Here is a 24763-nt window from a genome sequence, read left to right on the forward strand (position 1 = left end):
CCCAAATCAATTTGAAAAACAAAATGATTTTTTAATGAAAGTTGCTTAACTGGGGTGTAACAATTTGGTTGACCACGTCACCTTCGAGGACGGGCCAGATAAATATGGAAAAATATCTTAGCCTGATGACTATGAGTGAGTGAAAGCCCAACCTTGGCGAATACCTGCGACCATTATAATAGGATTTACAGACCAATCAGTGTATAATGTCGAATCCATGAACAAATATTCTGCTTTTGCTTCACTGCTTAAAAGATAGATAGCCCGCTTTATCGCCCAAAATAGGTCAATTATGATTGAACAAATTCGAAATATCGCCATTATCGCGCACGTCGATCATGGTAAAACTACCTTAGTAGATAAATTATTGCAACAAACTGGTACCTTGAACGAACGCGCCCCCAAGGTCGAACGTATGATGGATTCTAACGCTTTAGAAAAAGAACGCGGAATTACCATTCTGGCTAAAAATACCTGCGTACACTGGCACGGTCATCAGATTAATATCGTGGATACCCCTGGACATGCTGATTTCGGCGGAGAGGTCGAGCGTATTTTATCGATGGTTGATAGTGTTTTGCTCTTGGTTGATGCAGTCGATGGCCCTATGCCACAAACACGTTTTGTTACTCAAAAAGCCTTTGCACGCGGCTTAAAGCCAATTGTCGTTATTAATAAAATCGACCGCCCAGGCGCTAGACCACATTGGGTTATGGACCAAGTTTTTGATTTATTTGATAACCTTGGCGCCACCGATGAACAATTGGATTTCCCAGTCGTTTATACTTCTGCTTTAAATGGTTATGCCAAATTAGATTTGGAAGATAACTCCAGCGATATGGCTCCCCTTTTGCAAACGATCATTGATCGCGTCGCACCACCCGATGTGGATGAAGAAGGTCCATTCCAGATGCAAATCAGTTCCTTGGATTATTCTTCTTATGTAGGCACCATTGGTATTGGCCGGATTCGTCGAGGCCAGATTAAAGCCAAGTCTCCAGTGAAAATTATTGATAAAGATGGAAACATCCGCAGCGGCCGTTTATTACAACTTCTTGGTTTTAAAGGACTTGAACGAGTCGAGGTAGAAGAAGCTAATGCCGGCGATATTATTGCGATAACAGGGATAGAACAACTTAATATTTCTGACACCATCTGTGATCCAAATGTTGTTGAAGCGCTACCAGCCTTAACTGTGGATGAGCCAACAATTAGCATGACCTTCGTCGTTAACGATTCCCCTTTTGCTGGACAGGAAGGAAAATTTGTTACTAGCCGCAAAATTCGTGAGCGCTTACAAACTGAATTACTTCATAATGTGGCCTTGCGCGTAGAAGATACTGACGATCCTGATAAGTTTAGAGTATCAGGGCGCGGTGAATTACATTTATCAATTCTTATTGAAACCATGCGCCGAGAAGGTTTTGAATTAGCCATTTCTAAACCTGAAGTGATCATGCGTGAAGAAAATGAAGAGCTGTTGGAACCTTATGAACGCTTAACAGTTGATGTCGAAGAGGCGCATCAGGGCAGCATTATGGAAAAATTGGGTGAGCGACGCGGTGAACTCCAAAACATGCTGCCTGATGGTAAAGGCCGTGTGCGTTTAGATTATATTATCCCAACCCGCGGTTTAATTGGCTTCCATACGGAATTTTTATCAAGTACCTCGGGTACGGGGTTAAATTACCACGTCTATGATCATTATGGCCCTGCGGTACGTGGTCGTATCGGCAAACGAAACAATGGCGTGCTCATCGCGAATTGTCAAGGTACTGCTCGTGCCTTTGCCTTGTTCAACTTACAAGATCGCGGTCGCTTATTTATCGAGCCACAAGTAGCTTGCTATGAAGGAATGATTGTCGGTATCCATGCTCGTGATAATGACTTAGTGGTTAATGTCACCAAAGAAAAGCAATTAACTAATATTCGTGCCTCAGGAAGTGATGAAAATATCATTCTTACTCCGGCAATTAAGCTTTCTTTGGAGCAAGCATTAGAGTTTATTGATGATGATGAATTAGTGGAAGTCACTCCGCAATCGATCCGTTTGCGTAAAAAAGCGTTGAAGGAAACTGATCGCAAGCGTGCCTCTCGTGCTGCAAGTGAAGACTAAGGCATGCTAGACTAACATAATAGCGCTGCCTTAGAATAAAACCTCTTCCACCTACGTCCCGTGGCTTGTCCGCGAGATCTAGATATCGAGCAAGATCGCCTGGATACCGCGTACAAGCCGCGGTAAGTAGGCAAGAGGGCTAAAATTTGCAACAACTCAGGCATGGTGCGGGACTTAAAATTTGCAGCAACACAGGCCTGTCCGCGGGACTTAGAGATGGGTTAGCTATGACGGAATAAATTAGTTTTGTAACATCATTTACAAGGATTGCAAATATGTTAATGACAGCCATTTTTTTATTCATTATTGCCCTATGTTTTGGCCTGGGCCTATTGGTGACCGTTCTAAGCGATCGCCCCACTTCTAAGCCTGTCATTTTGATTCACGGAGGCGCGGCACTAGTCGGTTTACTCATCATCATTGTCTATATGCTAAAGGGGCATTTCCAGCCGCTGCTCATCGCTAGTATTATTTTATTCGTTATCGCAGCACTGGGAGGTTTAACTTTGTTTAGTTTTGATTGGCGCGCTAAACCCATTCCCAAAGCCTTGGCGGTTCTTCATCCTTTATTAGCTTTTACTGCTTTTCTACTCTTAGTTATCTATATTTTGCCGTAAAAGTTGCAGGACAGCTTATATTGTTTTTTGGATAAACCGCATCAAAAAAAGCATGCTCAAATTCGACCGCATTGAGAAAGGCTAAGGAAATTTTTGCCTGTTTTTCAGGACATTGGATTGGGGCAATTAATTCCTCAAAAATGCTTAGCATTTGCTGAGTTGACAATCTAAAATTCGCACTGGAATAAGAGCGAATCCATTCCCAATAACGATTATCGCGTAAACAATGCACCGCCTTAATTTCTTCCCCTAATTTCATGTAGACATAAAAGCAAGAGAGATGGCTAGCAACCGCTTCTTCGACGGGCTCCTTTTCAGCCTGGCCAAATAGATAAGAGGTATATGAACCCACCACAGGAAGCTCTTCTATTGTGGTTGTTTTCGAACGATTAAAAAGAGAGTGAGGCAGTAACTTTTTTAAATATTTCTCATGTAATTCCTGCTCCGTTTCAATTATTTCTTCTGAAAATGTCTTAAAGCGCTGTTGATGATTTTGCTCATGCAAGCGTTCGGAAATAATATGCAGCGACTTGGCAAATTTTTGCAAATAGTGCTTGTCTTGCTCAAGGTATTTTTTGAAAACTAAGATCGGCAAATTACCCTTCTTAACTCCGAGATTAAAAGGATGATGAACTACCTCAGAAATAAGCGGAACACTGGGCTTAAGAACGTCAGCCAGCTTGAAATGGACTGGCGATTGACTATGAGGCAAAAATTTGGATGTTGAAAAAAAACGAACGTCGCGAGCTCTCACTACCTAACTCCTTACTTTCAATAAAAATAGAAAAATAGGAGGCAAGCAGCAATGACTCTGGCTAATCAAGCTCACTCTCCCTCCGCAGGCATTACCCAGTGCAGGTTCTAAGGGTGTTTCTCAGCTTTGAGGAACAAAGCACCCCTGGTGAATTTGATGACAGTCTAGCTAGCTCCTCGCTCCACTGTCAAAGAATTTTTGAGCAAAAAAAATAATAATGTAGAATAGGGTTTATTTCATTTCGAATGACTACCTACTCAAACTAACAATCATGAAACAAAAATTCAAACGAGTTATCCTCTATGCACGTCAATATCGTGCAAATGAAGGAGTTACTGAAAGCTTGCATCGTTTAGTTGATTTTTTGCAAGCTCGAAAGGTAGATACCTTTTTAGATATCGATACCGCAACCAGTTTTGATATTAATTTACCCATCCTAGAGCGAAATCAGATGGGGCACAAGCAAGATTTGATTGTGGTCGTTGGGGGAGACGGCAGCCTGCTTTCTGCTGCGCGAATGGCCATTAAGGTCAATGTCCCTGTTATCGGAATTAACCGCGGCCGACTAGGATTTTTGACCGATATTACACCCAATAATATAGAAGGCCAATTAGCCTCCGTGCTCGCTGGAGAATACGAAGAAGAACAACGTTTTTTACTCTATACCCGTATTCACGATGGCGAAACGATTTATTTCGAAGGCGATGCGCTGAATGATGTGGTTTTGGGGCGGGGCAATGAAACACATTTAATCGAATTTGATATCATCATCAATCAACAATTTGTCTGTCGCTACCGTTCCGACGGCCTTATTCTTTCCACACCAACCGGCTCTACCGCCTACGCTTTATCTGCCGGTGGGCCGATTATGCACCCGCAATTGAATGCCATGGTCCTAGTGCCTATGTTTTCACACAGTTTAAGTTCTCGTCCTTTAGTGGTTGATGGGGAAGTAAAAATTGACCTAAAGATAAGTACCCGCAATGAAAGTGATTTACGTGTGAGCTGCGATGGACACGAATCACGCATGGTTAGACCCGGACAATTAGTTTCGGTTGAAAAGAATGCACAGAAACTTCGCTTATTACATCCATGTGATTATCATTATTATGATACATTAAGAATCAAATTAGGATGGGAATCCAAACACCAGGGATAAAACGATGCTTACCAGCTTGCGCATTGAAAATTTTGCAATTGTAAAACAATTAGATCTCGATTTTACCAGTGGCATGACAGCCTTCACCGGTGAAACAGGCGCAGGTAAATCCATTATGATTGATGCGCTGATGCTGGCCTTAGGCGGCCGGGCTGATGCCTCGGTCATTCGTGTAGGTGAGGAAAAATGTGACATTAGCGCCTGCTTTCATTTTGATGCACAATCCGAGCCTGCCCAATGGTTGCTCGAGCATGATATTCAATGCGAAGAAGGCGAAATCCTTCTACGTCGAGTACTTTATGCGGAAGGTCGCTCTAAATCTTATATCAATGGCCAACCCTTTCCCTTGCAAAAAGTCAAAGAATTAAGTGAAATGCTGGTTCATATTCATGGCCAACATCAACATCAAACCCTGATGCTACATCAAACCCATAGACAACAACTTGATAATTATGCCGGTCATATTGAACAGCTCAATGAAGTCGGCCAGCTTTATAAAGAATGTCAAAAAACAAAACAACAATTAGACCTTTTACAAAATCTCGACAAACAAAATGACAGACTAGATCTCTTACATTTTCAAATTGAGGAATTACTCACCCTGGATTTAAAAGAGGGTGAAATGCAAGCCCTGCATGAAGAGCACCAACTTCTTCATCATGCACGCGATTATTTACAACATGCACAGCAGATTCATCATCTATTAAATGCCGACGATGAACCGAATATCTGTCAGGGCTTGAACCAAGTTTTGCAAGCACTACATGCTTTACCGCAAGAACAACCGCAAATAAAAAATGCCTGTGAACTGATTAATTCAGCCTTAATTCAATGCGAAGAAGCACTGGATGAAATGCAGCAATTTTCCGAACAGGTTCAATTGGATCCCGAGCGCTTGCATGAGGTAGAGTCACGCATTAGTGTTTTGCACCAGGCGGCACGTAAATACCATGTTGAGGCAACTCAGTTAGCGGCCCATGCTGCAAACCTGCAGCATGAATTGGAGAGTTTACAAAACTCTGAACGGCAGCTTGGCCAATTACAGCAGCAATACCATCAGCAAACACAAGCGTTTGAAGTTGCCGCGCTAAAACTGAGAAAATCACGGCAAATTCATGCTGAAAAACTAGCTGCTGAAATTACGCAAAGCATCCGCCAACTAGGGATGCCGAAAGGCCAAGTACTAATTGAGATTAGTCCCTTAGAAAAAATGCAGCCACAAGGTTTGGATAAAATCGAGTATAAGGTCTGCACTAACCCTGGAACTATACCCGATTCTTTAGCAAAAATTGCTTCCGGTGGTGAGCTTTCGCGGATTAGCCTGGCGATTCAAATGATTACCGCAGAACGAGGCTCCACACCAACCTTGCTTTTTGATGAAGTGGATGTCGGAATTGGCGGAGCAACTGCTGCACTCGTGGGGCAATTATTACGTAAATTAGGTGAGCGCTTGCAAGTTTTTTGTGTTACTCATCAACCGCAAGTCGCCTCCTGCGCTCATCATCATTTCATTGTCGAAAAGCACTCGGACAGTAAGCAAACTTTTTCACGAATTGTGCAATTATCGCAAACGGAAAAGGTGGACGAAATCGCTCGCATGTTAGGCGGATTGACGATTACAGAGCAAACGCGCTCTCACGCTAAAGAATTGCTTTTGGAACATACAGATTAAACCGCTACGATACTCCGCAACCCCTCGTGGGTAATGCTTCCCACCCCATGCAGCCACCCGAATAGGCAGGAATGTTTATAGCGCTTCTTGGCCGAAGGGATCGTGATGATAAATTCTAATTGCCAGACATATCATTGCTATATTGTAAACAATATTTATCCCTACAAAACAGATCACAGCGCCGGTTAAATCGTATAAAGGAATTAAAATGAGACAGGCCAAAAATTGCAAAGCTAACATGGAAATAGTTAATCTAGCCCCTATTTTATTACCCTGTTTTGAAAACTGAATCACTCTGGATAAAGGCATAGAAATAGAGAAAGTAACAATATTAATTAAGCAAAAATAAGTATAAGGTAAAGCCCTGATAAAGCCTGATTTATAAAATAAAAGAATATCCTTAGCACAAAAAGCCATAAGCACCACAACAATAAATGACATTGAAAAACTAATTAATAGATACTTAGTCACTGTTTTCTTTAAAACCTCACGTGTTTCTGCAAATGCAGCAGAAATCTCCGGCCCTATCAAAATACCAATTGGATACATAGCGATAAATGCCAAAGAAATAATAGAAACTACCGCTGAAAACAAACCAACGGATTCTTCATTGGAACCTAGTAATTCAATCATCAATAATGGAATGGTAGCAAAGATATATCGATTCAAATTCTGCAAAGTGTAGCCATACATTTTTTCTTTCCAATCTAAATTACTAGCAATCACCTTCTTTTTTTTATAAAGCTGCTGTAATTCTGTTCTTTGTTCGATAGTGAAAGACAGGGGTAGAATAAGTACATAACTGACAATAAAACCAATCAACATCACGTGCGGAAAATAATGTCGGTTATCGTGAAACAGCACCGGGTAGAGAAAAAAATAAGTGATTAAGCTTAACAGGAAATAAAATACGGTTTGCATTAAGCTTAAAACAATCGCTGTACGCATGTAATCAATGGCACGAAGAAGCTGAATACATATCGAATAAAGAGAGATGCCCACAGCGCCCCAAAGGAATAGAAAAAAGGGATGGGTGATCTCGAAAAGACTAATATCCCCCATAGCACGGCTCAATGCGATAATCGCAAGACTTAAGAGGACTCCGCCAAAGAAAAGTTTCGTATAGATTGGTTGCAGAAATTCTCTCAACGAACTGGTTAAATCAGTAATTTCATCGAATCTTTGTCGCAGATAGTATTTCGGTACATAATAGGCAATAATGGTGTCAATACCGAAGGTAATAATAGTCGCTAATAGCAACAACGCTCTCGTCGCTACAGAAAAGTCACCAAACAATTCTTCACCTGCATGCCGGGCTACCAGCATGTTGATAATAAACAACATGAATTGATCAGCGACGATAATAAATAAATTAAAAGAAAAATTCATATAGTTACAGAGCCTATTTCAGGTTGATTTTTACAGTATGTCGCGCAAACATACTAGGTTCTAAGCAATTGAGTTTTGTACAAATAAAATACCTATCCTTAACTGTAGCAAAAATTTGCTACTTCGATAAATTAATAAATATTCGCGCGATTGACCTTTTCTTGTTTGAATACTGTCTATACTAGAAAGAGTTGAGTTTTAAAAAGGGGATTATATGGCAATTAAAACCCTCGAAAACCAAGCCAATCTAGACGGTACCGTGATGTTTCTGAATGCAGCAATCAAAACCTATCTTAACCGTCCGACTAACCAGCAAAGAACTGATGGGTCCTTTTTACAACTCAAAACAATGATGGCGCAAGACTTATATATCTGCGAGCTTAGATGTGCTGATAAAGAGGGCGAAGAATATAATCAAGTTGATTTGCTTGGTTTCAAAAATGAGGAAGCTATTTGTTTCACTCTGTATACCAATTCAAGGCTTACCGTTGTTGATTTTAAAGAGGTCAATTTGCGTGACATGTCAGATTCTGCACAAAAATTGGCAACACGTTTAAAAGAGGAATTCGGGGTAACTGTTAAAACGCCTGATGCAAATCCATAAGTAGCTACTCTAAAGCCGTTTCTTTTTTATTCGGCTAATAAAGCCCGTCGCACAAAAGTTGACACAGGGCACAATGAAACCAACCAATAACCATTGTAATTCATAAATAGCTACATCTTGATTATTGATTAGATAATAAAAAAACAGTTGAACTAGCAATAGAGCAGCCAAACAGAGTACAGTGGCTAATAATTTATGTGATCGAAAAGCAGATATCACTTTTTTACTAGCAATTTGCTCAGCAAGAGTAACTCCCCAAAGGCCATAATAGCTTGTCCAAACATAGCTTAATATTTCACCAGCGCGCCAATAAATATAAATCATTAAAAGGGTTGCCGCGCTTAAAATATACCAAGGCGTATTTTTAGGCCATTTTAAAAAAGCAAAATAATAACTGACAAGCAAGAGCAATGCAAAAAAAGCCCCAGCAAGAACTTGGTAGTAAGTATGATAACCAAAATGCACCAGACTTAAGCCTATACCAATCAGTAAAAATGCTATAGCTAAGCTAAGCCACCAATTTTTTACTCTAAAAGCTAACCAAGTATACAAAGTAGTCACTAGCTGCATATGACCACTCGGAAAGGCATAACCTTTTTTATGCAAAGCAGGGGAGAGAGGAACTTGAAAGCTTATTTTTAAGGCGACATTCAACAAAATCGTTAAAAAAATTAAACAAACTGCATGGTAAAAAGTGATCCTATTAAGCCAGATAAAACCCAAGATAAGTAAAGGAATAACGACAAAGTCATTACTGAAAAAAAGAAAAGCTTGGGAGACTTGATCAAGCATAGGCGGTTTGGCAAATGAGTTTTCGATGGGAAATCATATAAGAAAGCGTGTTAATAAGGCAATGATTTAGTTTAGTGAGGACTTAGCTCACAACATCAGCTAAGATATTTTTCCCCATTTATCGGACTCCGTTCAGGCTCTGAGCCATCCTCAGGAAATGAGTATTTAAGGCATTTGTATTAATTATCCCGTTCGCATGGCTTGTGTCTCGAAGGGTCTGTCCTGAGTGCGGCACTTCGAGACAGCGCTGCGCGCTTCCTCAGTGCGAACGGGATAAACATAGCTTTGTCCTAAAGGCTATGGGCTTTGCTCCAACCGCTAATTACAGTGCTCCAGAGTCAGTGAATATTGGTATAAATTCAGAGCATCCAGCTAAGCTTAAGTTTTTTCACGAATTCAAAAACAAACCCACAGAGTTATCCACAGAATTTGTGGATTAACTGCTAAGAAGCATCACGGTTAAAATACATCTAAAATCAATAAATTAGCTATTTTTATGCATTTTTTTTTCGCTATCAATCCATTTTTATGCAAACTTATCCACAGCCCCTTATTTTATAAAGCTTTTCTCAAAAAAAATCATTCAATAAGTGCCCTTATTGCATCAAGGTTAGCCTCGACAGATTGAATTTGATTTGGTTTAGCCAATAATCGTTGTAACTGCTCTGCCATGGGAACCTTGGTTTTGATAATAGGCTCAATCACTGTGTCAAACTTACAGGGATCCGCCGTTGCAACGACGATCCAGGGCTGTTCTTTTAAATGCTGACGAGCGTAAAATGCAGTGGCTGTATGAGGACAGCAAATATAACCATCATCCTTATAGATCTGCTTTATCGTATTTTGGATTTCCTTGTCTTCTACAGAAAACGCTTTTACCTGTTGTTTAAAATCATTAAACGTACCCAGCAAAGATTCCAAGCGCTCGAGATTAGAGGGATTACCCACATCCATTGCATTAGCCAGTGTGGTAATGCTGGGCCGGGATTGATAGTTTTCAGTCTCTAAATAATCCACTAAAACCCGGTTCGCATTCGTCGCCAAAACGAGCTCTCTAATTGGGAAACCCATTGCTTTTGCCCAAAAGGCCGCTGTCGCATTTCCTAAATTTCCACTCGGGATAATAAACCCAGGTTTCTCTTGATATTGTCTAAAAAACGCCATTGAACTATAGGCATAATAAACAATTTGCGGTAAAAGCCTGCCGATGTTAATGCTATTGGCACTACTCAAACCTGGCCCTTGCCACTGAGGATCTTTAAAAGCCGATTTAACTAATTGCTGGCATTGATCAAAACTACCATTCACCGCGAAAGCAAAAATATTTTCACCCCAGCAAGTCATTTGATGTTCTTGTTTAGCCGATATTTGCCCTTCAGGATAAAGAATAACAGCCCGATAATTCAATTTTCGATAAAACGCACTAGCGACTGCTGAGCCAGTATCCCCCGAAGTGGCAACCAAGATCGTCTTACGACAATCCGCAATCGCCGATAAACATTCAGCTAAAAAATGTGCACCAAAATCTTTAAACGACGAGGTTGGACCGTGGAACAACTCAAGCACGAAGGTATGAGAATTGAGCTGCTTCATTAGCACAGGAAAATTAAAGGCCCGAGAACAGAAATGAATTAACGAAGAGGCCAGTGCATCGTCTTGAAAGAAATAACTGAGCAGGCGATTCGCGAATTCAGGATAAGATAATTCCGCAGGAAAAGAAGAATGAGAAACAGTAGGCATTTGCTGCGGAATAAACAAGCCACCATCATCGGCTAAACCTTCAGCAAGAGCTGCAGACAAGCCTCTTGGAGTTATTTGGTTACGTGTGCTGAGATAATACATAAGAGTCTCCAATAACACTTAGATCAGACGGGCAGCTCTGTCACTAATCGGTGAAATCCACCAATCAGACTTGATGTTTTTCGCTTGCAAGGGCAAACGCATTGCCTCTTTGATTCGTTCAGCAGCTTTTATTGTACGCGCAAAAGCAAATAAAGCGGGGCCCGAACCTGAAAAGGACATACCTAAAGCGCCGGCTTGCAAAGCAGCCTCTTTGATTTTATAAAAATCCGGGACAAATTGAGCTCTTTGCGGCTCAATAATGACATCTTCCATGGACTGCCCTAATCGTTGATAGTCGTTTTCGTACAAAGCAGAAATAAAAGATGCGAGCTGAGCCGACTGTTGGACCTGTTTTTTTAAACTAATTTCCTTTGCCAGCAGGTTTCGTGCATCACGAGTAGAGACCTTTAAATGAGGATAAATGAGTACACAATAGAGTTTCGGTGTAGGTAATTGAATGACTTTTAAAGGCTCTTGACATTGAATGAGAGTAAGACCGCCAAAAAGACAAGGAATGATATTATCCGCATGCGCTGCCCCACTCGCTAATTGCTCGCCTAAACGCGCGAATTCCGCCAATTCATAAAGCGACAAAGGCGATTGTAAAAAAGCATTGCAAGCGACCAAAGCAGCAACAGCGGAAGCTGCTGAGCCGCCCATTCCCGAGCATAAAGGGATCCCTTTTTGAATATGAATTGAAAAACCAAGATCTAAATTCAAGCTTGAACAAAGTTTTTCAATAACCAAGGAAGCCGTATTTTTATCCTTAGCCATCGGTAAATTTTCAGGCGAATCGATGGATTCGATTACAATCTTGCGGTCGTCACGCTTAATCAGCGTGACTTCATCTCCAACCGTTTCAAGAGCAAAACCCAAAATATCAAAGCCAACGCCCACATTCGCACAAGTGGCCGGAGCAAATGCTTTGGCATGCTGTATTTTTGAATTAATCATCTTTCCTCCTCAGGCCAAAAAAGAAACTAGACGTAATAAATCAGCAAAAATACCTGCAGCAGTGACTTCTGCACCAGCACCAGGGCCTTGAATAATCAAAGGTCTCTCATGATAGCGTTTAGTGCGAAAAATAATCATATTATCGGTTCCTTCAAGCCTGGAAAAAGGATGTTCTGCCGGCAAGGCTTTGATGGCGACTTGCAATTTGCCTTCGCGATCGATGGAGCCAACATAGTGCAATTGCTGATCTTTAGCGTTTGCTTGCCTTAGCCATTCGCTCATTGCATGGTCATAGTCGGATAAATTGACAAAAAAGGCTGCAAGATCACAAGATTTTAATTCCGCAGGAACTAAGTCACAAATCGCCACCTCATCCAAGCTCACATCATGGCCAATTTCGCGGGCTAAACAAACCAATTTTCTGGCAACATCCATTCCCGATAAATCTTCGCGGGGATCTGGCTCAGTAAAACCACGATTTTTCGCATCAATGACTACCGAAGAAAATGAACGTCCTTTAGCCATTTCATTAAAAATATAACTTAAAGTTCCTGAGAGAACGCCCTCAATTTCTTCGATCACATCGCCTGTTTTGATGAGATCTTGCAACGTCGAAATCACTGGTAACCCTGCACAAACAGTCGCTTCATAGAGATAATGATTATTTAAATTTCTCAGTGATTTTAATTGCTTGTAGTAGGCTAGATCATCGGCGTTAGCATGTTTATTAGGTGTAATAACATGAATCCCTTCTTGCAAAATAGATTGATATTTATGAGCAACCTCTTGACTTGCAGTGCAATCAATAATCACATTATGCGGAATCGTTCCATGAGCGAAATGAGCCATAAAACCGGCTTGATCGGCTTTGACTGCTTGCTGGGCAAAACCTTCTTGCCAATGCTCAAGAGGAATGGGTTTATCACTTAACCACATTTGCTGACTATCCATAATCCCTAACACTTGAAGATTCACCTGATAGGCAGCGCTTAGTTGATGCATTGTTTCTTGCAGTTGCTGCAGTAATTTTTTTCCTACTGCCCCCGGCCCAATTAATCCTATGGCCAGCGTTTTAGGTGATAGATAAAAGCCAGCATGCACGGCTTGCATTGCCTTTTTTATCTCTGAATTGTTGATAACCGCCGAGATATTCCGCTCCGATGAACCCTGAGAAATAGCACAGATATTGATATTCGCTTTTGCCAAGGCCATGAAAAATTGGCCAGCCACACCAATACTTCCCACCATTTCATCCCCCACGGCGGATAGAATTGCGCAATCCCGCTGTGCATAAATTCCTGCGACATGCTTGCGTTCGATCTCTGCATGAAGACGATCAAACAGCGCTTCGAGTGCTTTATTCAGCAATAAATTAGGAACCGCAAGGCAAATCGAATGTTCAGAACTTGCTTGGGAAATCAGCAAAACACTAATCTGGGCTCGATATAAGATATCTGAAACACGCGCAGTCAGCCCAGAAACACTAATAAGACCACTCCCTTCGATATTGATCAAGGCCACATTTTCAATGCAAGAAATGCCTTTAATGAGCTGTACCGATTTTTCCGGCTCAGCGGAAATAAGCGTTCCTTTTGCCTGGGGATTGAAACTATTCTTGATGATTAAAGGGATTTGCTTTTCGACAAGTGGGGCGATGGTCATCGGATGTAAAACTTTTGCGCCAAAATAAGCAAGTTCGAGCGCCTCTTTGTAAGACAAAGACTCAATCCTAAACGCAGAGCGCACTAAATTTGGATCTGCGCTATAAATTCCATCGACATCAGTCCAGATCGTTAGTAATTTTGCAGCAAATAAATTAGCAAAAACAGCCGCAGAAAAATCACTGCCATTTCTTCCTAAAATAGTTCTTTTTCCCTCTATTGTTGAAGCAATAAATCCAGTAATAACAAGTTGATTAAAATCGGCAGATTCCATATAAGACAATAAGGCCGCTCTGCTTTTCTCCCAATCGATACAAATCACAGCTTCTTTTTCATAAACAAACAAGACTTTTGAGGCATCTAAAAAGGCAACTTTATTATTCTTACCGAGATATTCTTTTAAAATATTAGCCGACCATAATTCACCATAACCTAAAATGAGATTTTGCACCTCTTTTGAATAAATTCCAGTTAAATAAACTGCATATAAGATATCTTTTATTTTAAAAAAATCATCTTGAATAGTAGTAAAAAGATTGGTTTTATCAATCGCTAATTCATTGATTAGAGTTAAATGCTTTTCTTCTATTTTCTCTAAAATGTCTATATAGGCCATGCTGCACCTGGCCTCGTCAAGAGCAGATTGTAGCGCGGAAGTTGTACCCTGAATTGCCGAAACGACAATGATTTCTTGAGTACCAACCAGTAGAGAGCCTATTTCTTTGAATTTTTTTGCATTGGCAAGACTAGAACCACCAAATTTATGAATAGAATAAAAATGATTAGATATCATGATTGACCACCTAAATTTAATAAAATTTATGCGCGATAAATGTTTAAAAAAACATGAGCGTTTTAATTTTTTTGTTTATAAAAATATGAAATAAAATCGCTTGATTAAGCGGTGGTGGTTGTGGTGGTGGTAGCAGTGGAGAAAGAAGAAGATTTGCTTAGTAAAGTAGAAGGAAATTGTTGGAAAGCTGCGAAAGAAAGTCGCCGACATTGATTCGGTATCATCATTAATTCTCCGAAGTTAAAAGATGTTTTCAGACTAACATTTGTATTCTTATAATGTCAATATTTTGTCTAGTCTATTCAAGGTTATTTACTGCTGGACATCGCCAGTTTTTTTGAGCATTTGAGTTCCTATTCCCATTTGGCCTAAATTGTCATCCCTGCGATCGCAGGGATGACAACAAATTCGTAGGTATCAGAGAGCTCAATCCATAAAATCCGGAGCTTCCGCTAGAATATCTTGCCACAATGGTTCAAAATTGAACCATCCTACTAAAGGAAAGCCAACGGCTTCATCCCTCGTTTGCTCTGCTACTTCCGGTTTAATCAACTTAAGGGGATTTCCTGTAGACTCAGCGAGTATCTGCATTTGGCAGCAACGCTCCATTGATATAAGCCACCAAGCCGCAGCCTCCACCGTCTCACCAACAGTCAATAGACCATGATTTTTTAGTATCACTGCTTTCCTATCCCCAAGGGTCGCAGCGATACGTTCGCCTTCAGACAAGTCCACAACTACCCCGGAGTAATCATCAAATAAAGCATGATCCTTATAGAACGCACAAGCAGTTTGAGTGATTGGATCCAGCAATCGACCCAATACCGACCAAGTGGATCCGTAAAGGGAATGGGCATGAGCTGCCGCTATGATATCGGGTCTTGCTTTATGAATATTGGAATGAATGGCAAAAGCCGCTCGATTGAGACGAGTATGCTTTCCTTCAATAATTTCCCCTTCACTATTACATAAAATTAAATCGGATACTTTAATTTGGTTGAACGATAGACCGAAAGGGTTAACCCAAAAACAATCGGTGAATTCAGGATCGCGCACTGTGATATGTCCTGTTATTCCCTCGCATAGTCCTAGTTTGCCAAAAATACGAAATGCGGCTGCTAATTTTTGCTTTCTGTGCAGACGCTCCTCGGGGATTGTTTCTTTTTGTAATTCAACATGACTGAATCGTTCTGGATTTTTTATAGGCATGGTAGGACAAGGGGTTGGTTCTTTTACAAACTTTAGCAAACAATTTAGGGGAGATCATCTTGGCTTTATCCAAAACCTGTAGGTTGGGCTCCAACCTAGGGCCGTTAGATGATTTTTCCATATTTACCCGGCTCTGTTCGGGCTCTGAGGTATCCCCACGGCATTAAATAGACTGTTTAGTTCATTGATCGTTTTGTTTATCCCGTTCGCACTGAGGAAGCGCGCAGCGCTGTCTCGAAGTGCCCGTGAAAGGGCTACCCCCCTTCGAGAGCCTCAGGACATGCCTTTGAGAACCTCAAGCCTTCGAGACGCACGCCATGCGTGCTCCTCAGGCTGAACGGAATGGAATAAAATGAATACAAATTCCTTAGATCCTCATTCCTGAGGTTACCTCAGTTCGGGCTGAGTCCCTTCGAGAGACTCAGCTCGAACGCTTAATGGTTAGACTACGGCTTAACCGCTTAACTAGCTAAAAAACTCAACAATAAAACCAGCGCAATCACTGTTATTATTTTGAGATAAATCGCTCCCCTTCCTTTCGCACAAAGATGATAAAAATAGGAAAAGGGATGGCGATAAATCAAATTTTTAAGCAGTTTTCTCGTAACATTGACGGGCTCACCATGAGGGGGTACTTCGTGGAGAGTAATATCAGGGTTAAAATTAGCCTCGAGAATTAACCATTTTGTGTTGGCAAAGGATTGGTTAAGGTCTTCGCATAAAATATCCAAGCCGACATAATTTAATCCAGCTTTCTTCGCGACTTGACAGAGAATTTTTGCATTTTGGGGATGTATTTTTTTACCATGTGAAATAATATCGCCACCTCGGCCTGTATTGACTGTGTAGCAAAGTTGAATTGTTTTTCCCTCTGGCACCACTGTATTAAGCTCTAATCCCTGATCGCGAAGACAATTTTTATATTCCTCATCGATGATCATGGGCCGCTGAGTGAGGAACTTTTCATTTTCATTCATCCTAGCCCTTTCATCATTCGCTAACTCAATTAATTCCGCAATACTGTGCTGTCCATCACCGACAACTTTAGCCGCAAAACGCTCTACAACGCCAATGACTTTAGATTTAAAAATTAAGACCCTGTATTCTTTTAAACCGCCATGATACTCCTCAATTTGCAGAATTCGATGCTCATTAAAAGATTGATTGAGCGTCTTAGTGAGCGTGCTGAGCTCTTTAATATTCGATACAACCCCTCTCCCTCGACCTAAATTCAGAGGTTTTACCACTAAAGGAAACTTAAGCTCAGCGATCAATTCTTCTAAGGGATAGTCACGAAACTCTTCTTTGCTGAGCGCTATGGCATGAGGCACAGGAAAACCGGCTTGCTCCAGCGTTTTATTCAATAAATATTTATTTTTTGATAAGAAAGAACTCGCGCCATCATTAAATGGAGTGATAGTTGCCAGGAAATAATAGTTTTTTTTCCCCAGCTGGATATTAATTAGGTCCAAATCTTCAAAATAGGCCGCTGGCAAATGCAAGGCAAGCGCATTTTCATAATATAAACACAGGTTTTGCTTAGCAACCATGCCTTCCCCCCCTCGCCAGCTCTTAAAAATTTATTCTTTATTTAGATAGGTGCGGCGATCCTGCATTGTTTCGATGCTATTTAATACTGTTTGATGACAAATTTCATGCATAATCGGTATGTCGACCAAAGGCTGGCCGCTATAAATTGCATAAGCGATGAAAAAACTATCTTGCCAGATTTTTTCATTTTTACGGATTTTTGAGCGTGCCCATAAAGCCGTCCATAAAAAATGAAAAAGCCATTTATCCCGCTGCGGCTCCAACTCATGTTCAAACACCTCTACTCTAGCATCTGCTAGAGTACAGACTTTCACACCCTCAACAAACGTACAACAACGATTAACTAATTTATCAACATGGGCATTCTCGATATACCAAGACTCGGCGAAACGCTTATTTTTCATCCAGGTTTTGGAACGTTTGAAAGAAGCTTGCATCTCTTCCGATGTAAAAGGCATGATTTGTATACTCAAATCCTCAACCGTATGGGGAATATTGATCGAGTTTGGTTGAAAATGAATACCAATCAATTCTTGAATTTCTAATAAATGTAAATCGGGCATTAAATGTTGACTGACCGTCAACTCTAAAAAATGTCCAACGATCATCATTAGAAAGGAGAGATCAACTTCACGAAGAGTCACACTGTCATCAAAGGCTTCATCGTAATATTTACGGACTTCTTTGGTGCCAATTTCGGGGGTTATCCAAGCATCTTTAATGCCGAGATCTTGTTTCAGTAATAAGCCAGCAAGCCGGTTTTTTTTATTTTTTTTGATATGAATAAAAATTCCCTGAGCCCCGCTGCCATCTATTTCAGATGCTTTAATCCGTATTGTTGGTTTCTCAGTTTCAGTATTGAATACAACCCCTTTTTTGCGTTGAATTTTAATCCATTGATTAAATTGTTCATGATAACTGGTGGGGTACCAGGTTTTAATAATTTGTAAGCGCGAGAGCGAAGTAGAGCTTAGAGTAATTTTGTCTATCAGATGTTCGAAAGTCGCTACAACAATTTCACGCACTTCTTGCTTAGGATGTAGCAAGGTTAATAGCGCAATATCCTGGCCCTCGTCAATGGAGTAGAGATCAAGAATGAGATCGGTGAAGAAATCGGCAGGCATCGCATAGCTCTGGGCGAAGAAATTTTCCGCAATATCATAAACGGATAAATCCGATAATTCTTCAATCATGTCACGAATAGAATTTAAATGATCAGTCTCGTTCTCAGATATTAAATCTTCTTCCTGGCCCGCTAAATCGAGATATGCATTTTTCAGTGCGGGAGACAGTTCCACATGAACTTCGTAAAAGGCGTTCAAAATAGGTAACCAAAAACTCAAACTGTGCTTACCTTTATTAATTGCTTGGGTAATTTTGGACATTAATTCATCTAAGGTCTTAGCCGCAGGCTTAGACCCATTTTCTTGCGCGGATTGCAATTGAGCGACGCAAATATCTAATGCGAACACACAGGCAGAATAATAAGCCTGTTCTTGCTCGACTTCATCATCTAGAGTTTCAATTAACTCAACGAGGCGTAAAGACAGATTAGGCTCTTGTAAAAAAGGCGTGTAATGTTGTGGATCTGGTTCGGCATTCTGTTCGATCAAAATAGCCATCGCTTTGATCCACTGTTTCAAGCTCTGCAAATCAGCGGTCATTTTTTATCATATACCTGTCTTGGCTTGCCTTTTTCATCAATAGCAACAAAAACAAATGAGCCCTGAGTGACTTGAAGATGTTCTCTGCTATCCGAGCGCATAGTCCAAACTTCAACATCTATGGTCATCGAGGTTTTACCGCATTTACTTAATTCCACATGGCAACTGACTACATCCCCAACATGGACTGGTCTAAGAAAACTCATCGAGTTGATCGCTACGGTTACCGCACGGCCACGTGATATTCTTTTAGCCAACACACCTGCTGCTAAGTCCATCTGGGACACTAGCCAACCACCAAAAATATCGCCATTGGCATTAGTATCCGCTGGCATTGCTAGCGTTTGAATAGTCACTTCGCCGCGTGGAATAGTTGACATTAGGAACCACGCTTTAATTTAGCTAGTGCATCGGCCATGGCAGTGTTAAATACGGTTTTCTTTGCAGCGGCTGGTTTCTTAGCGTCTTCCACTTTTTTACCCTGTTCTTTTTTCTTCACTGCTTGTGGTTTTTTCATTGGCTGGGACTGTTTTGCTATCTTTTTCTGTACTACAGACGCTTTTTCTTCAGTCAATCTCATGCTCAGCCCAATTCGGCGTCGTTCCTTATCCACCTCAACGACTTTAACCGTGACAATATCTCCGGCTTTCACCACCGCATGAGGATCGGTGATAAAACGATTCGTCATTGCTGAAATATGCACTAAACCATCTTGATGAACGCCAATATCCACAAATGCACCAAAATTGGTGACATTGGATACGACCCCTTCCAAAATCATTCCTTCATGTAAATGGCTAATATCTTCAACACCTTCTTTGAAATTAGCCGTTTTAAATTCCGGTCTTGGATCGCGGCCTGGCTTTTCTAATTCACGCAATACATCGCGTATTGTCGGGAGGCCATAATCATCAGTCACATAGCGCTCTGCATTGATAGATTGTAATAAGTCACGATTACCAATGACTTGGCGAATGTCCATTTGTTGATCAGCTAATATTTTTTCTACCAAAGGATAGGCTTCAGGATGCACTGCGGAGGAATCCAGAAGATTATCACCCTGCATAATTCGTAAGAAACCAGCCGCTTGCTGGAACGTTTTTTCGCCCATTCGTGCAACCTTTTTCAATTGCTCACGATTGGCAAAAACGCCATGCTCATCACGATATTGGACTAGATTCTTAGCAAGCGTTTCATTTAAACCAGAAACACGGGTTAATAGTGCTACCGAAGCGGTATTCACATCAACACCGACGGCATTCACACAATCTTCTACAACACCATCAAGACTACGCGCTAAGCGATTTTGATTCACATCATGTTGATATTGACCCACACCAATCGCTTTCGGTTCAATTTTCACCAATTCGGCTAAAGGATCTTGGAGGCGTCTAGCAATAGAAACAGCACCACGCAAAGTGACATCCAAATCTGGAAATTCCTTCGCCGCTAATTCTGAAGCAGAATAAACGGAAGCGCCTGCTTCACTGACTATTACTTTGGATAACTTAAGATCGGGGTACATTTTTATTAAATCGGACACTAAACGCTCAGTTTCTCGTGAACCAGTGCCGTTACCAACACTGAATAAATTAACCTGATATTTAGCTGCTAACTTGGCAAGTTCGGCAATAGCTTGATGCCATTCGTTTTGAGGAGGCAGAGGAAATACCGTAGTGTAGTCTAACAATTTGCCTGTAATATCCACTACCACGACTTTCACACCGGTACGAATGCCGGGATCAAGGCCGATTGTCACTTGCGGGCCTGCTGGAGCTGCCAATAACAAATCGCGTAAATTACGTGCAAATACATTAATCGCTTCTTCATCTGCGGATTCACGCAAACGCGCCAATAATTCCAATTCCAGTTTAGTAAATAATTTAACTTTCCAAGTCAGACGCACAGTCTCAAGCAACCAGGCATCTGCTGCTCGTTTTTCATCGCTAATTTTAAAATAGGAAGCAACTCGTTTTTCGCCGTATTCGGCATCATCAAGCGTTAAAGCTAATTGTAAAACACTCTCGCGTCGACCACGAAACAGAGCTAATGCACGGTGCGAAGGGATCTTTTTAATTGCTTCAGAGTATTCAAAATAATCTGCAAATTTGTTACCAGCCCCTTTTTTATCGGCGCTACCGGTAGATTTTAAAACAGCGTTTTGCCAGAGGTGCTCTCGCAGTTCATTGATAAGCTCAGCATCTTCAGCAAAAAGCTCCATCAAAATTTGTTGTGCACCGTCGAGCGCTGCTTTCGCGTCTTCAACAGTAGCTTCAGGATTAATAAATTGCTGCGCATAAGTTTCTGGATCTTGACTGGGGTCTTGCCATAGGGCTTGGGCCAAAGGCTCCAATCCCGCTTCTCTCGCGATCTGTGCTTTAGTGCGACGTTTTGGTTTATAGGGAAGATATAAATCCTCTAAGCGTGTTTTACTGTCAGCAGCCAGAATGGCTTTTTCGAGCTCTGGTGTTAATTTTTCCTGCTCACGAATAGATTGAAGCACAACCTCTCTGCGCTCATCCAATTCGCGTATATAGTGCAGCCGCTCAGCAAGTAATCGCAATTGGGTATCGTCAAGACCTTCTGTCGCCTCCTTGCGGTAACGGGCAATAAAGGGAACCGTCGCACCTTCATCCAATAAGTCTATTGCCGTTACTACTTGCGACACCTTGACTTTAAGCTCCTGCGCTATAATTGCTGCTGAGGCTTGTATCTTTTGAGCCATTCACATCCCCGTAAAACATGATAAAAAAACCCAGTCATTATATACCGATTAGATTTCATTTTGCGAATTTTAGCCAATCTGAAACCGCAAAAAACGCAATTAAGAAATACTCAAGCAAGTTAAATCAAAGGAGTTTAGGCCTTTAACTTAACGGCAGTGGCAATCATCCTTACTCAACAGTCACTGATTTAGCCAGATTCCTGGGTTGGTCAATATCAGTTCCTTTGGCAACGGCAACATGATAAGCCAATAATTGTAAGGGAATCGTATAAATAATTGGTGCTATCCAGTGACCGCAAGCGGGGACATGAACAAGATGTGCACCATTGGACGGCCATGCTTGTGAATCATCAACAAAAACAATTAATTGCCCTTCTCGGGCACTCACTTCGTGTAAATTTGATTTCAATTTGTCGAGAAGTTCATCATTGGGCGCTATCGCAATAACAGGCATTTTCTTATCAACTAAAGCAAGTGGTCCATGTTTCAGTTCACCCGCTGGATAGGCTTCTGCATGAATATAAGAAATTTCTTTTAATTTTAATGCACCTTCTAAAGCGACAGGATATTGTACCCCTCGACCTAAAAAAAGCGCATGTTCTTTATGCACAAAAGTCGCAGCCAAGGATTTTATTTCATCGCTCATTTTTAATACCCGTTCGCAAGAGGCGGGTAATTCTTGTAACTGAGCTAATACCTTGTTAGCACGCTCATCTCGACACAAGGCGGCCGATAACATTAGAAAAGCAACAAGCTGGGTAGTAAAAGCCTTCGTTGAAGCAACACCGATTTCAACGCCTGCCCGAGTCAGAAACACGCAATCGGCTTCACGCACTAAAGTACTGGTTGCCACATTACAAATCGCTAAAGTCGCTAAATAATTGATTTCCTTTGCTTTGCGCAGAGCAGCCAGGGTATCGGCTGTTTCGCCGGATTGCGACACAGCAATAAAAAGCGTTTTATCGCTAACAACCACATCGCGATAACGGTATTCACTAGCGACTTCCACAAAAGTAGGTAAGCCCGCTAAGGATTCAAGCCAATAACGAGCAACTAGACCCGCGTGATAACTCGTTCCACAAGCAACAATATGAATCTGTTTGACTTGATTAAAAATAGAGGAAGCTCGTTCACCAAAACTAGCACGCAGCACCTCTGGACTTGAAATTCTTCCTTCTAAAGTATCTGCCAATACTTTGCTTTGCTCATAAATTTCTTTCAGCATGAAGTGACGATAAGGACCTTTAGCGATTGCTTGGTTATCATTATTCAGTGGATAAGCTTTGCGCTCTACTCTTTGTCTTGCGGCATCGAATAATTGAACCTCGCTATTATAGAGACGTACGCTATCCCCTTCTTCAAGGTATAACACCGATTGCGCAAAGGATTGCAAAGCAAGCCCATCAGAGGCGATAAAGAGCTCATCAATCCCCAAACCAACCACCAAAGGACTCCCTTTTCGTATCGCAACAATTTCTTGATTTCGCTGCTGATGAATTACCCCTAACGCGAAAGCCCCATGCATTTCTTGGGCAGCGTCTTGTACAGCAAGCAATAAATCTTCATGTTGTTGGTAATAATAATGGATTAGGTGTACAGCCACTTCGGTATCCGTTTCCGAAGCAAATGCGTAACCTGCCTGCTCTAATTTCAGCCGTAAACTGTCATGGTTTTCAATAATACCATTATGCACGAGAGCAATTTCATTGTGCGACATATGAGGATGTGCATTGAGCTCGCAAGGTTTTCCATGCGTAGCCCAACGCGTGTGGGCAATACCAACCGTACCGGTAATAGCAGTCTCTTGCATTGCATCAGCTAAAGCCTGCACCTTACCTTGAATTCTCACACGTTTTAAATGACCCGTTGCATCAATCACCGCAATGCCAGCAGAGTCATAACCGCGATATTCTAAGCGTTTTAAACCATCTATTAAGATTCTAGAGATATCACGCCGTGATACTGCTCCTATGATCCCACACATAAATACTCCTTTATATCAGCTTATACTCTCAGTTTAGAGTACAGGTGATAAGTTCGTAAAATTGGCGAATTATGCCACAATGAAAGCTAACTGACATTAAGACCGCCAGCCTAGCGCGTTAATTGTGTTTCTTCATTATACGCGCGCGATCGCGTTGCCAATCTCTGTCCTTAATGGTATCGCGTTTATCATGTGCTTTTTTACCTTTTGCTAAAGCAATCTTCACTTTTACCCGGTTATTTTTCCAATAAAGAGCTAGGGGAACTAGGGTATAACCCTGACGCTCAACACTCCCGATGAGTTGATTTAACTCCTTTCGATTGAGTAATAATTTGCGAGTTCGATTCGCCTCAGGAAAAAGATGGGCCGCCGCTGTCGGAAGGGGTTGAATTTGTGCGCCCAATAAAAAAGCTTCGCCATATTTTATAATGACGTGAGCATCGGATAGATTTATTTTGCCCGCACGCAAACTTTTTACCTCCCAACCTTGAAGAACTAGGCCAGCCTCATATTCATTTTCAATGAAATAGTCAAAATGCGCTTTTCTATTCAGTGCAATGCTTGTATTTTGTTTGGTGGTCATAAGACACCCGAAATCAATTTATAAAACCCAAAAAGGGTGATTATACATAGTCCCACGCGAGTGCGAAATGCTAGACGTTAAATGCCCTTCGGATTTGGCAGCCTGTTGCGTCAAGCCCCACTCTACAAAAATAGCCAAACCCTCTATTTTCCACTAGGATAGACCTATTCCATATTGAGGAGAAACTCATGAAACTTGGCGATAAATTACCCCCGCAAGCCTTTAGCGCAACCAGCGGTCTGCAATCAAATCTAAATGATTACAAAGGAAAATGGTTAATTTTATATTTCTATCCAAAAGACTCCACGCCAGGCTGCACTACCGAAGGTCAAGATTTTCGTGACGCCTATGCAAAGTTCAAAAAACTTAATGCTGAAATATTTGGTATTTCTCGTGATAGTTTAAAATCACATGAAAACTTTAAATCTAAACAAGAATTTCCCTTTGAATTAATTAGCGATAAAGAGGAAATTTTCTGTCAACTGTTTGACGTTATTAAAATGAAATCCATGTATGGAAAGCAAGTAAGAGGTATTGAACGCTCTACTTTTCTTATTGATCCACAAGGTGTTTTGCGACATGAATGGCGAAAACTAAGCGTTAAAGGGCATGTCGCTGAAGTGATGAAAACCTTGGAAAATTTACAAGCTTCTTAAAGAAAAATTGGAGTAAATTTTTTTATTTAACCCGTTCA

Annotated in this window: 20 protein-coding genes and 1 riboswitch; of the genes, 6 read left to right on the forward strand and 14 right to left on the reverse strand. The window is 41.2% G+C overall.

From position 1 onward, the window contains the following. Positions 1-292 precede the first annotated feature (292 nt). Both typA and Lnau_RS10105 read left to right on the forward strand, forming a co-directional pair. On the forward strand, positions 293-2116 hold the full coding sequence (gene typA / locus Lnau_RS10100; RefSeq protein WP_058505029.1) for a translational GTPase TypA: 1824 nt from the start codon (positions 293-295) through the stop codon (positions 2114-2116). A 275-nt stretch (positions 2117-2391) separates the two neighbouring features. After that, positions 2392-2733, forward strand: a complete 342-nt coding sequence (locus Lnau_RS10105; protein WP_058505030.1) for a hypothetical protein — start codon at positions 2392-2394, stop codon at positions 2731-2733. Here Lnau_RS10105 and Lnau_RS10110 read toward each other — a convergent pair. Next, the gene (locus Lnau_RS10110; protein WP_058505031.1) at positions 2714-3487 is read right to left on the reverse strand and encodes a TenA family protein; all 774 of its coding nucleotides are present in this window, start codon (positions 3485-3487) and stop codon (positions 2714-2716) included. The genes Lnau_RS10105 and Lnau_RS10110 overlap by 20 nt on opposite strands. 59 nt (positions 3488-3546) lie before the next feature. Next, a riboswitch (TPP riboswitch) is annotated at positions 3547-3643 on the reverse strand. A gap of 115 nt (positions 3644-3758) precedes the next feature. Between Lnau_RS10110 and Lnau_RS10115 the strand changes: the two genes are divergently transcribed. Both Lnau_RS10115 and recN read left to right on the forward strand, forming a co-directional pair. Further along, positions 3759-4646: an NAD(+) kinase gene (locus tag Lnau_RS10115; RefSeq protein WP_058505032.1), complete on the forward strand. Its 888-nt coding sequence runs from the start codon at positions 3759-3761 to the stop codon at positions 4644-4646. Between the two features lie 4 nt (positions 4647-4650). Beyond that, entirely contained in the window at positions 4651-6318 is a 1668-nt protein-coding gene (gene recN / locus Lnau_RS10120; protein WP_058505033.1) for a DNA repair protein RecN, read from the forward strand. 75 nt (positions 6319-6393) lie between these two features. On the opposite strand, the gene Lnau_RS10125 is transcribed toward recN, so the two are convergent. Next, positions 6394-7707: an MATE family efflux transporter gene (locus tag Lnau_RS10125; protein ID WP_058505034.1), complete on the reverse strand. Its 1314-nt coding sequence runs from the start codon at positions 7705-7707 to the stop codon at positions 6394-6396. 214 nt (positions 7708-7921) lie between these two features. Here Lnau_RS10125 and Lnau_RS10130 point away from each other — a divergent pair, with 214 nt between their 5' ends. Continuing rightward, entirely contained in the window at positions 7922-8311 is a 390-nt protein-coding gene (locus tag Lnau_RS10130) for a hypothetical protein (RefSeq protein WP_058505035.1), read from the forward strand. 9 nt (positions 8312-8320) lie between these two features. Here the strand turns inward: Lnau_RS10130 and Lnau_RS10135 are convergent, their stop codons facing one another. From Lnau_RS10135 to smpB, 12 genes are all read right to left on the reverse strand, one after another. Then, positions 8321-9103 (reverse strand): phosphatase PAP2 family protein, encoded by a 783-nt coding sequence (locus Lnau_RS10135; RefSeq protein WP_058505036.1) that lies wholly within the window; start codon positions 9101-9103, stop codon positions 8321-8323. A 579-nt stretch (positions 9104-9682) separates the two neighbouring features. Beyond that, positions 9683-10945, reverse strand: coding sequence for a threonine synthase (thrC, locus tag Lnau_RS10140; protein ID WP_058505037.1), 1263 nt, complete (start codon positions 10943-10945; stop codon positions 9683-9685). Between the two features lie 18 nt (positions 10946-10963). Continuing rightward, positions 10964-11899, reverse strand: a complete 936-nt coding sequence (locus Lnau_RS10145; protein ID WP_058505038.1) for a homoserine kinase — start codon at positions 11897-11899, stop codon at positions 10964-10966. 9 nt (positions 11900-11908) lie between these two features. Continuing rightward, positions 11909-14353, reverse strand: a complete 2445-nt coding sequence (thrA, locus tag Lnau_RS10150) for a bifunctional aspartate kinase/homoserine dehydrogenase I (RefSeq protein WP_058505039.1) — start codon at positions 14351-14353, stop codon at positions 11909-11911. A gap of 104 nt (positions 14354-14457) precedes the next feature. After that, complete coding sequence (locus tag Lnau_RS16875) at positions 14458-14580, reverse strand: hypothetical protein (RefSeq protein WP_274520273.1); 123 nt, start codon at positions 14578-14580, stop codon at positions 14458-14460. Between the two features lie 199 nt (positions 14581-14779). Then, entirely contained in the window at positions 14780-15562 is a 783-nt protein-coding gene (locus tag Lnau_RS10155; protein ID WP_058505040.1) for a class II aldolase/adducin family protein, read from the reverse strand. A 461-nt stretch (positions 15563-16023) separates the two neighbouring features. After that, positions 16024-17112 (reverse strand): hypothetical protein, encoded by a 1089-nt coding sequence (locus Lnau_RS10160; RefSeq protein WP_058505041.1) that lies wholly within the window; start codon positions 17110-17112, stop codon positions 16024-16026. 30 nt (positions 17113-17142) lie between these two features. Next, a complete protein-coding gene (locus Lnau_RS10165) occupies positions 17143-18777 on the reverse strand; it encodes a hypothetical protein (RefSeq protein ID WP_058505042.1) in 1635 nt (544 codons plus the stop codon). Beyond that, the gene (locus Lnau_RS10170) at positions 18774-19157 is read right to left on the reverse strand and encodes an acyl-CoA thioesterase (RefSeq protein ID WP_058505043.1); all 384 of its coding nucleotides are present in this window, start codon (positions 19155-19157) and stop codon (positions 18774-18776) included. Before Lnau_RS10170 ends, Lnau_RS10165 begins: the two co-directional genes overlap by 4 nt. Beyond that, on the reverse strand, positions 19157-21502 hold the full coding sequence (locus Lnau_RS10175) for a Tex family protein (RefSeq protein WP_058505044.1): 2346 nt from the start codon (positions 21500-21502) through the stop codon (positions 19157-19159). Before Lnau_RS10175 ends, Lnau_RS10170 begins: the two co-directional genes overlap by 1 nt. Positions 21503-21671: 169 nt before the next feature. Continuing rightward, positions 21672-23486 carry a glutamine--fructose-6-phosphate transaminase (isomerizing) gene (gene glmS, locus Lnau_RS10180; RefSeq protein WP_058505045.1) on the reverse strand — a complete coding sequence of 605 codons (1815 nt, stop codon included), beginning with the start codon at positions 23484-23486 and terminating at the stop codon, positions 21672-21674. 118 nt (positions 23487-23604) lie between these two features. Then, positions 23605-24069 carry an SsrA-binding protein SmpB gene (smpB, locus tag Lnau_RS10185; RefSeq protein ID WP_058505046.1) on the reverse strand — a complete coding sequence of 155 codons (465 nt, stop codon included), beginning with the start codon at positions 24067-24069 and terminating at the stop codon, positions 23605-23607. 188 nt (positions 24070-24257) lie between these two features. Between smpB and Lnau_RS10190 the strand changes: the two genes are divergently transcribed. Further along, the gene (locus Lnau_RS10190; RefSeq protein ID WP_058505047.1) at positions 24258-24725 is read left to right on the forward strand and encodes a peroxiredoxin; all 468 of its coding nucleotides are present in this window, start codon (positions 24258-24260) and stop codon (positions 24723-24725) included. Positions 24726-24763: the final 38 nt, after the last annotated feature.

The sequence above is a fragment of the Legionella nautarum genome, from assembly GCF_001467895.1.
GTDB classification, from domain to species: Bacteria; Pseudomonadota; Gammaproteobacteria; order Legionellales; family Legionellaceae; genus Tatlockia; species Tatlockia nautarum.

What these genes read in the sequence shown, in the direction of transcription:
- typA (WP_058505029.1), top strand. Translation starts at nt 293, where the DNA reads ATGATTGAACAAATTCGAAATATCGCCATTATCGCGCACGTCGATCAT.
- Lnau_RS10105 (WP_058505030.1), top strand. Translation starts at nt 2,392, where the DNA reads ATGTTAATGACAGCCATTTTTTTATTCATTATTGCCCTATGTTTTGGC.
- Lnau_RS10115 (WP_058505032.1), top strand. Translation starts at nt 3,759, where the DNA reads ATGAAACAAAAATTCAAACGAGTTATCCTCTATGCACGTCAATATCGT.
- recN (WP_058505033.1), top strand. Translation starts at nt 4,651, where the DNA reads ATGCTTACCAGCTTGCGCATTGAAAATTTTGCAATTGTAAAACAATTA.
- Lnau_RS10125 (WP_058505034.1), bottom strand. Translation starts at nt 7,707, where the DNA reads ATGAATTTTTCTTTTAATTTATTTATTATCGTCGCTGATCAATTCATG.
- Lnau_RS10130 (WP_058505035.1), top strand. Translation starts at nt 7,922, where the DNA reads ATGGCAATTAAAACCCTCGAAAACCAAGCCAATCTAGACGGTACCGTG.
- Lnau_RS10135 (WP_058505036.1), bottom strand. Translation starts at nt 9,103, where the DNA reads ATGCTTGATCAAGTCTCCCAAGCTTTTCTTTTTTTCAGTAATGACTTT.
- thrC (WP_058505037.1), bottom strand. Translation starts at nt 10,945, where the DNA reads ATGTATTATCTCAGCACACGTAACCAAATAACTCCAAGAGGCTTGTCT.
- Lnau_RS10145 (WP_058505038.1), bottom strand. Translation starts at nt 11,899, where the DNA reads ATGATTAATTCAAAAATACAGCATGCCAAAGCATTTGCTCCGGCCACT.
- thrA (WP_058505039.1), bottom strand. Translation starts at nt 14,353, where the DNA reads ATGATATCTAATCATTTTTATTCTATTCATAAATTTGGTGGTTCTAGT.
- Lnau_RS16875 (WP_274520273.1), bottom strand. Translation starts at nt 14,580, where the DNA reads ATGATGATACCGAATCAATGTCGGCGACTTTCTTTCGCAGCTTTCCAA.
- Lnau_RS10155 (WP_058505040.1), bottom strand. Translation starts at nt 15,562, where the DNA reads ATGCCTATAAAAAATCCAGAACGATTCAGTCATGTTGAATTACAAAAA.
- Lnau_RS10160 (WP_058505041.1), bottom strand. Translation starts at nt 17,112, where the DNA reads ATGGTTGCTAAGCAAAACCTGTGTTTATATTATGAAAATGCGCTTGCC.
- Lnau_RS10165 (WP_058505042.1), bottom strand. Translation starts at nt 18,777, where the DNA reads ATGACCGCTGATTTGCAGAGCTTGAAACAGTGGATCAAAGCGATGGCT.
- Lnau_RS10170 (WP_058505043.1), bottom strand. Translation starts at nt 19,157, where the DNA reads ATGTCAACTATTCCACGCGGCGAAGTGACTATTCAAACGCTAGCAATG.
- Lnau_RS10175 (WP_058505044.1), bottom strand. Translation starts at nt 21,502, where the DNA reads ATGGCTCAAAAGATACAAGCCTCAGCAGCAATTATAGCGCAGGAGCTT.
- glmS (WP_058505045.1), bottom strand. Translation starts at nt 23,486, where the DNA reads ATGTGTGGGATCATAGGAGCAGTATCACGGCGTGATATCTCTAGAATC.
- smpB (WP_058505046.1), bottom strand. Translation starts at nt 24,069, where the DNA reads ATGACCACCAAACAAAATACAAGCATTGCACTGAATAGAAAAGCGCAT.
- Lnau_RS10190 (WP_058505047.1), top strand. Translation starts at nt 24,258, where the DNA reads ATGAAACTTGGCGATAAATTACCCCCGCAAGCCTTTAGCGCAACCAGC.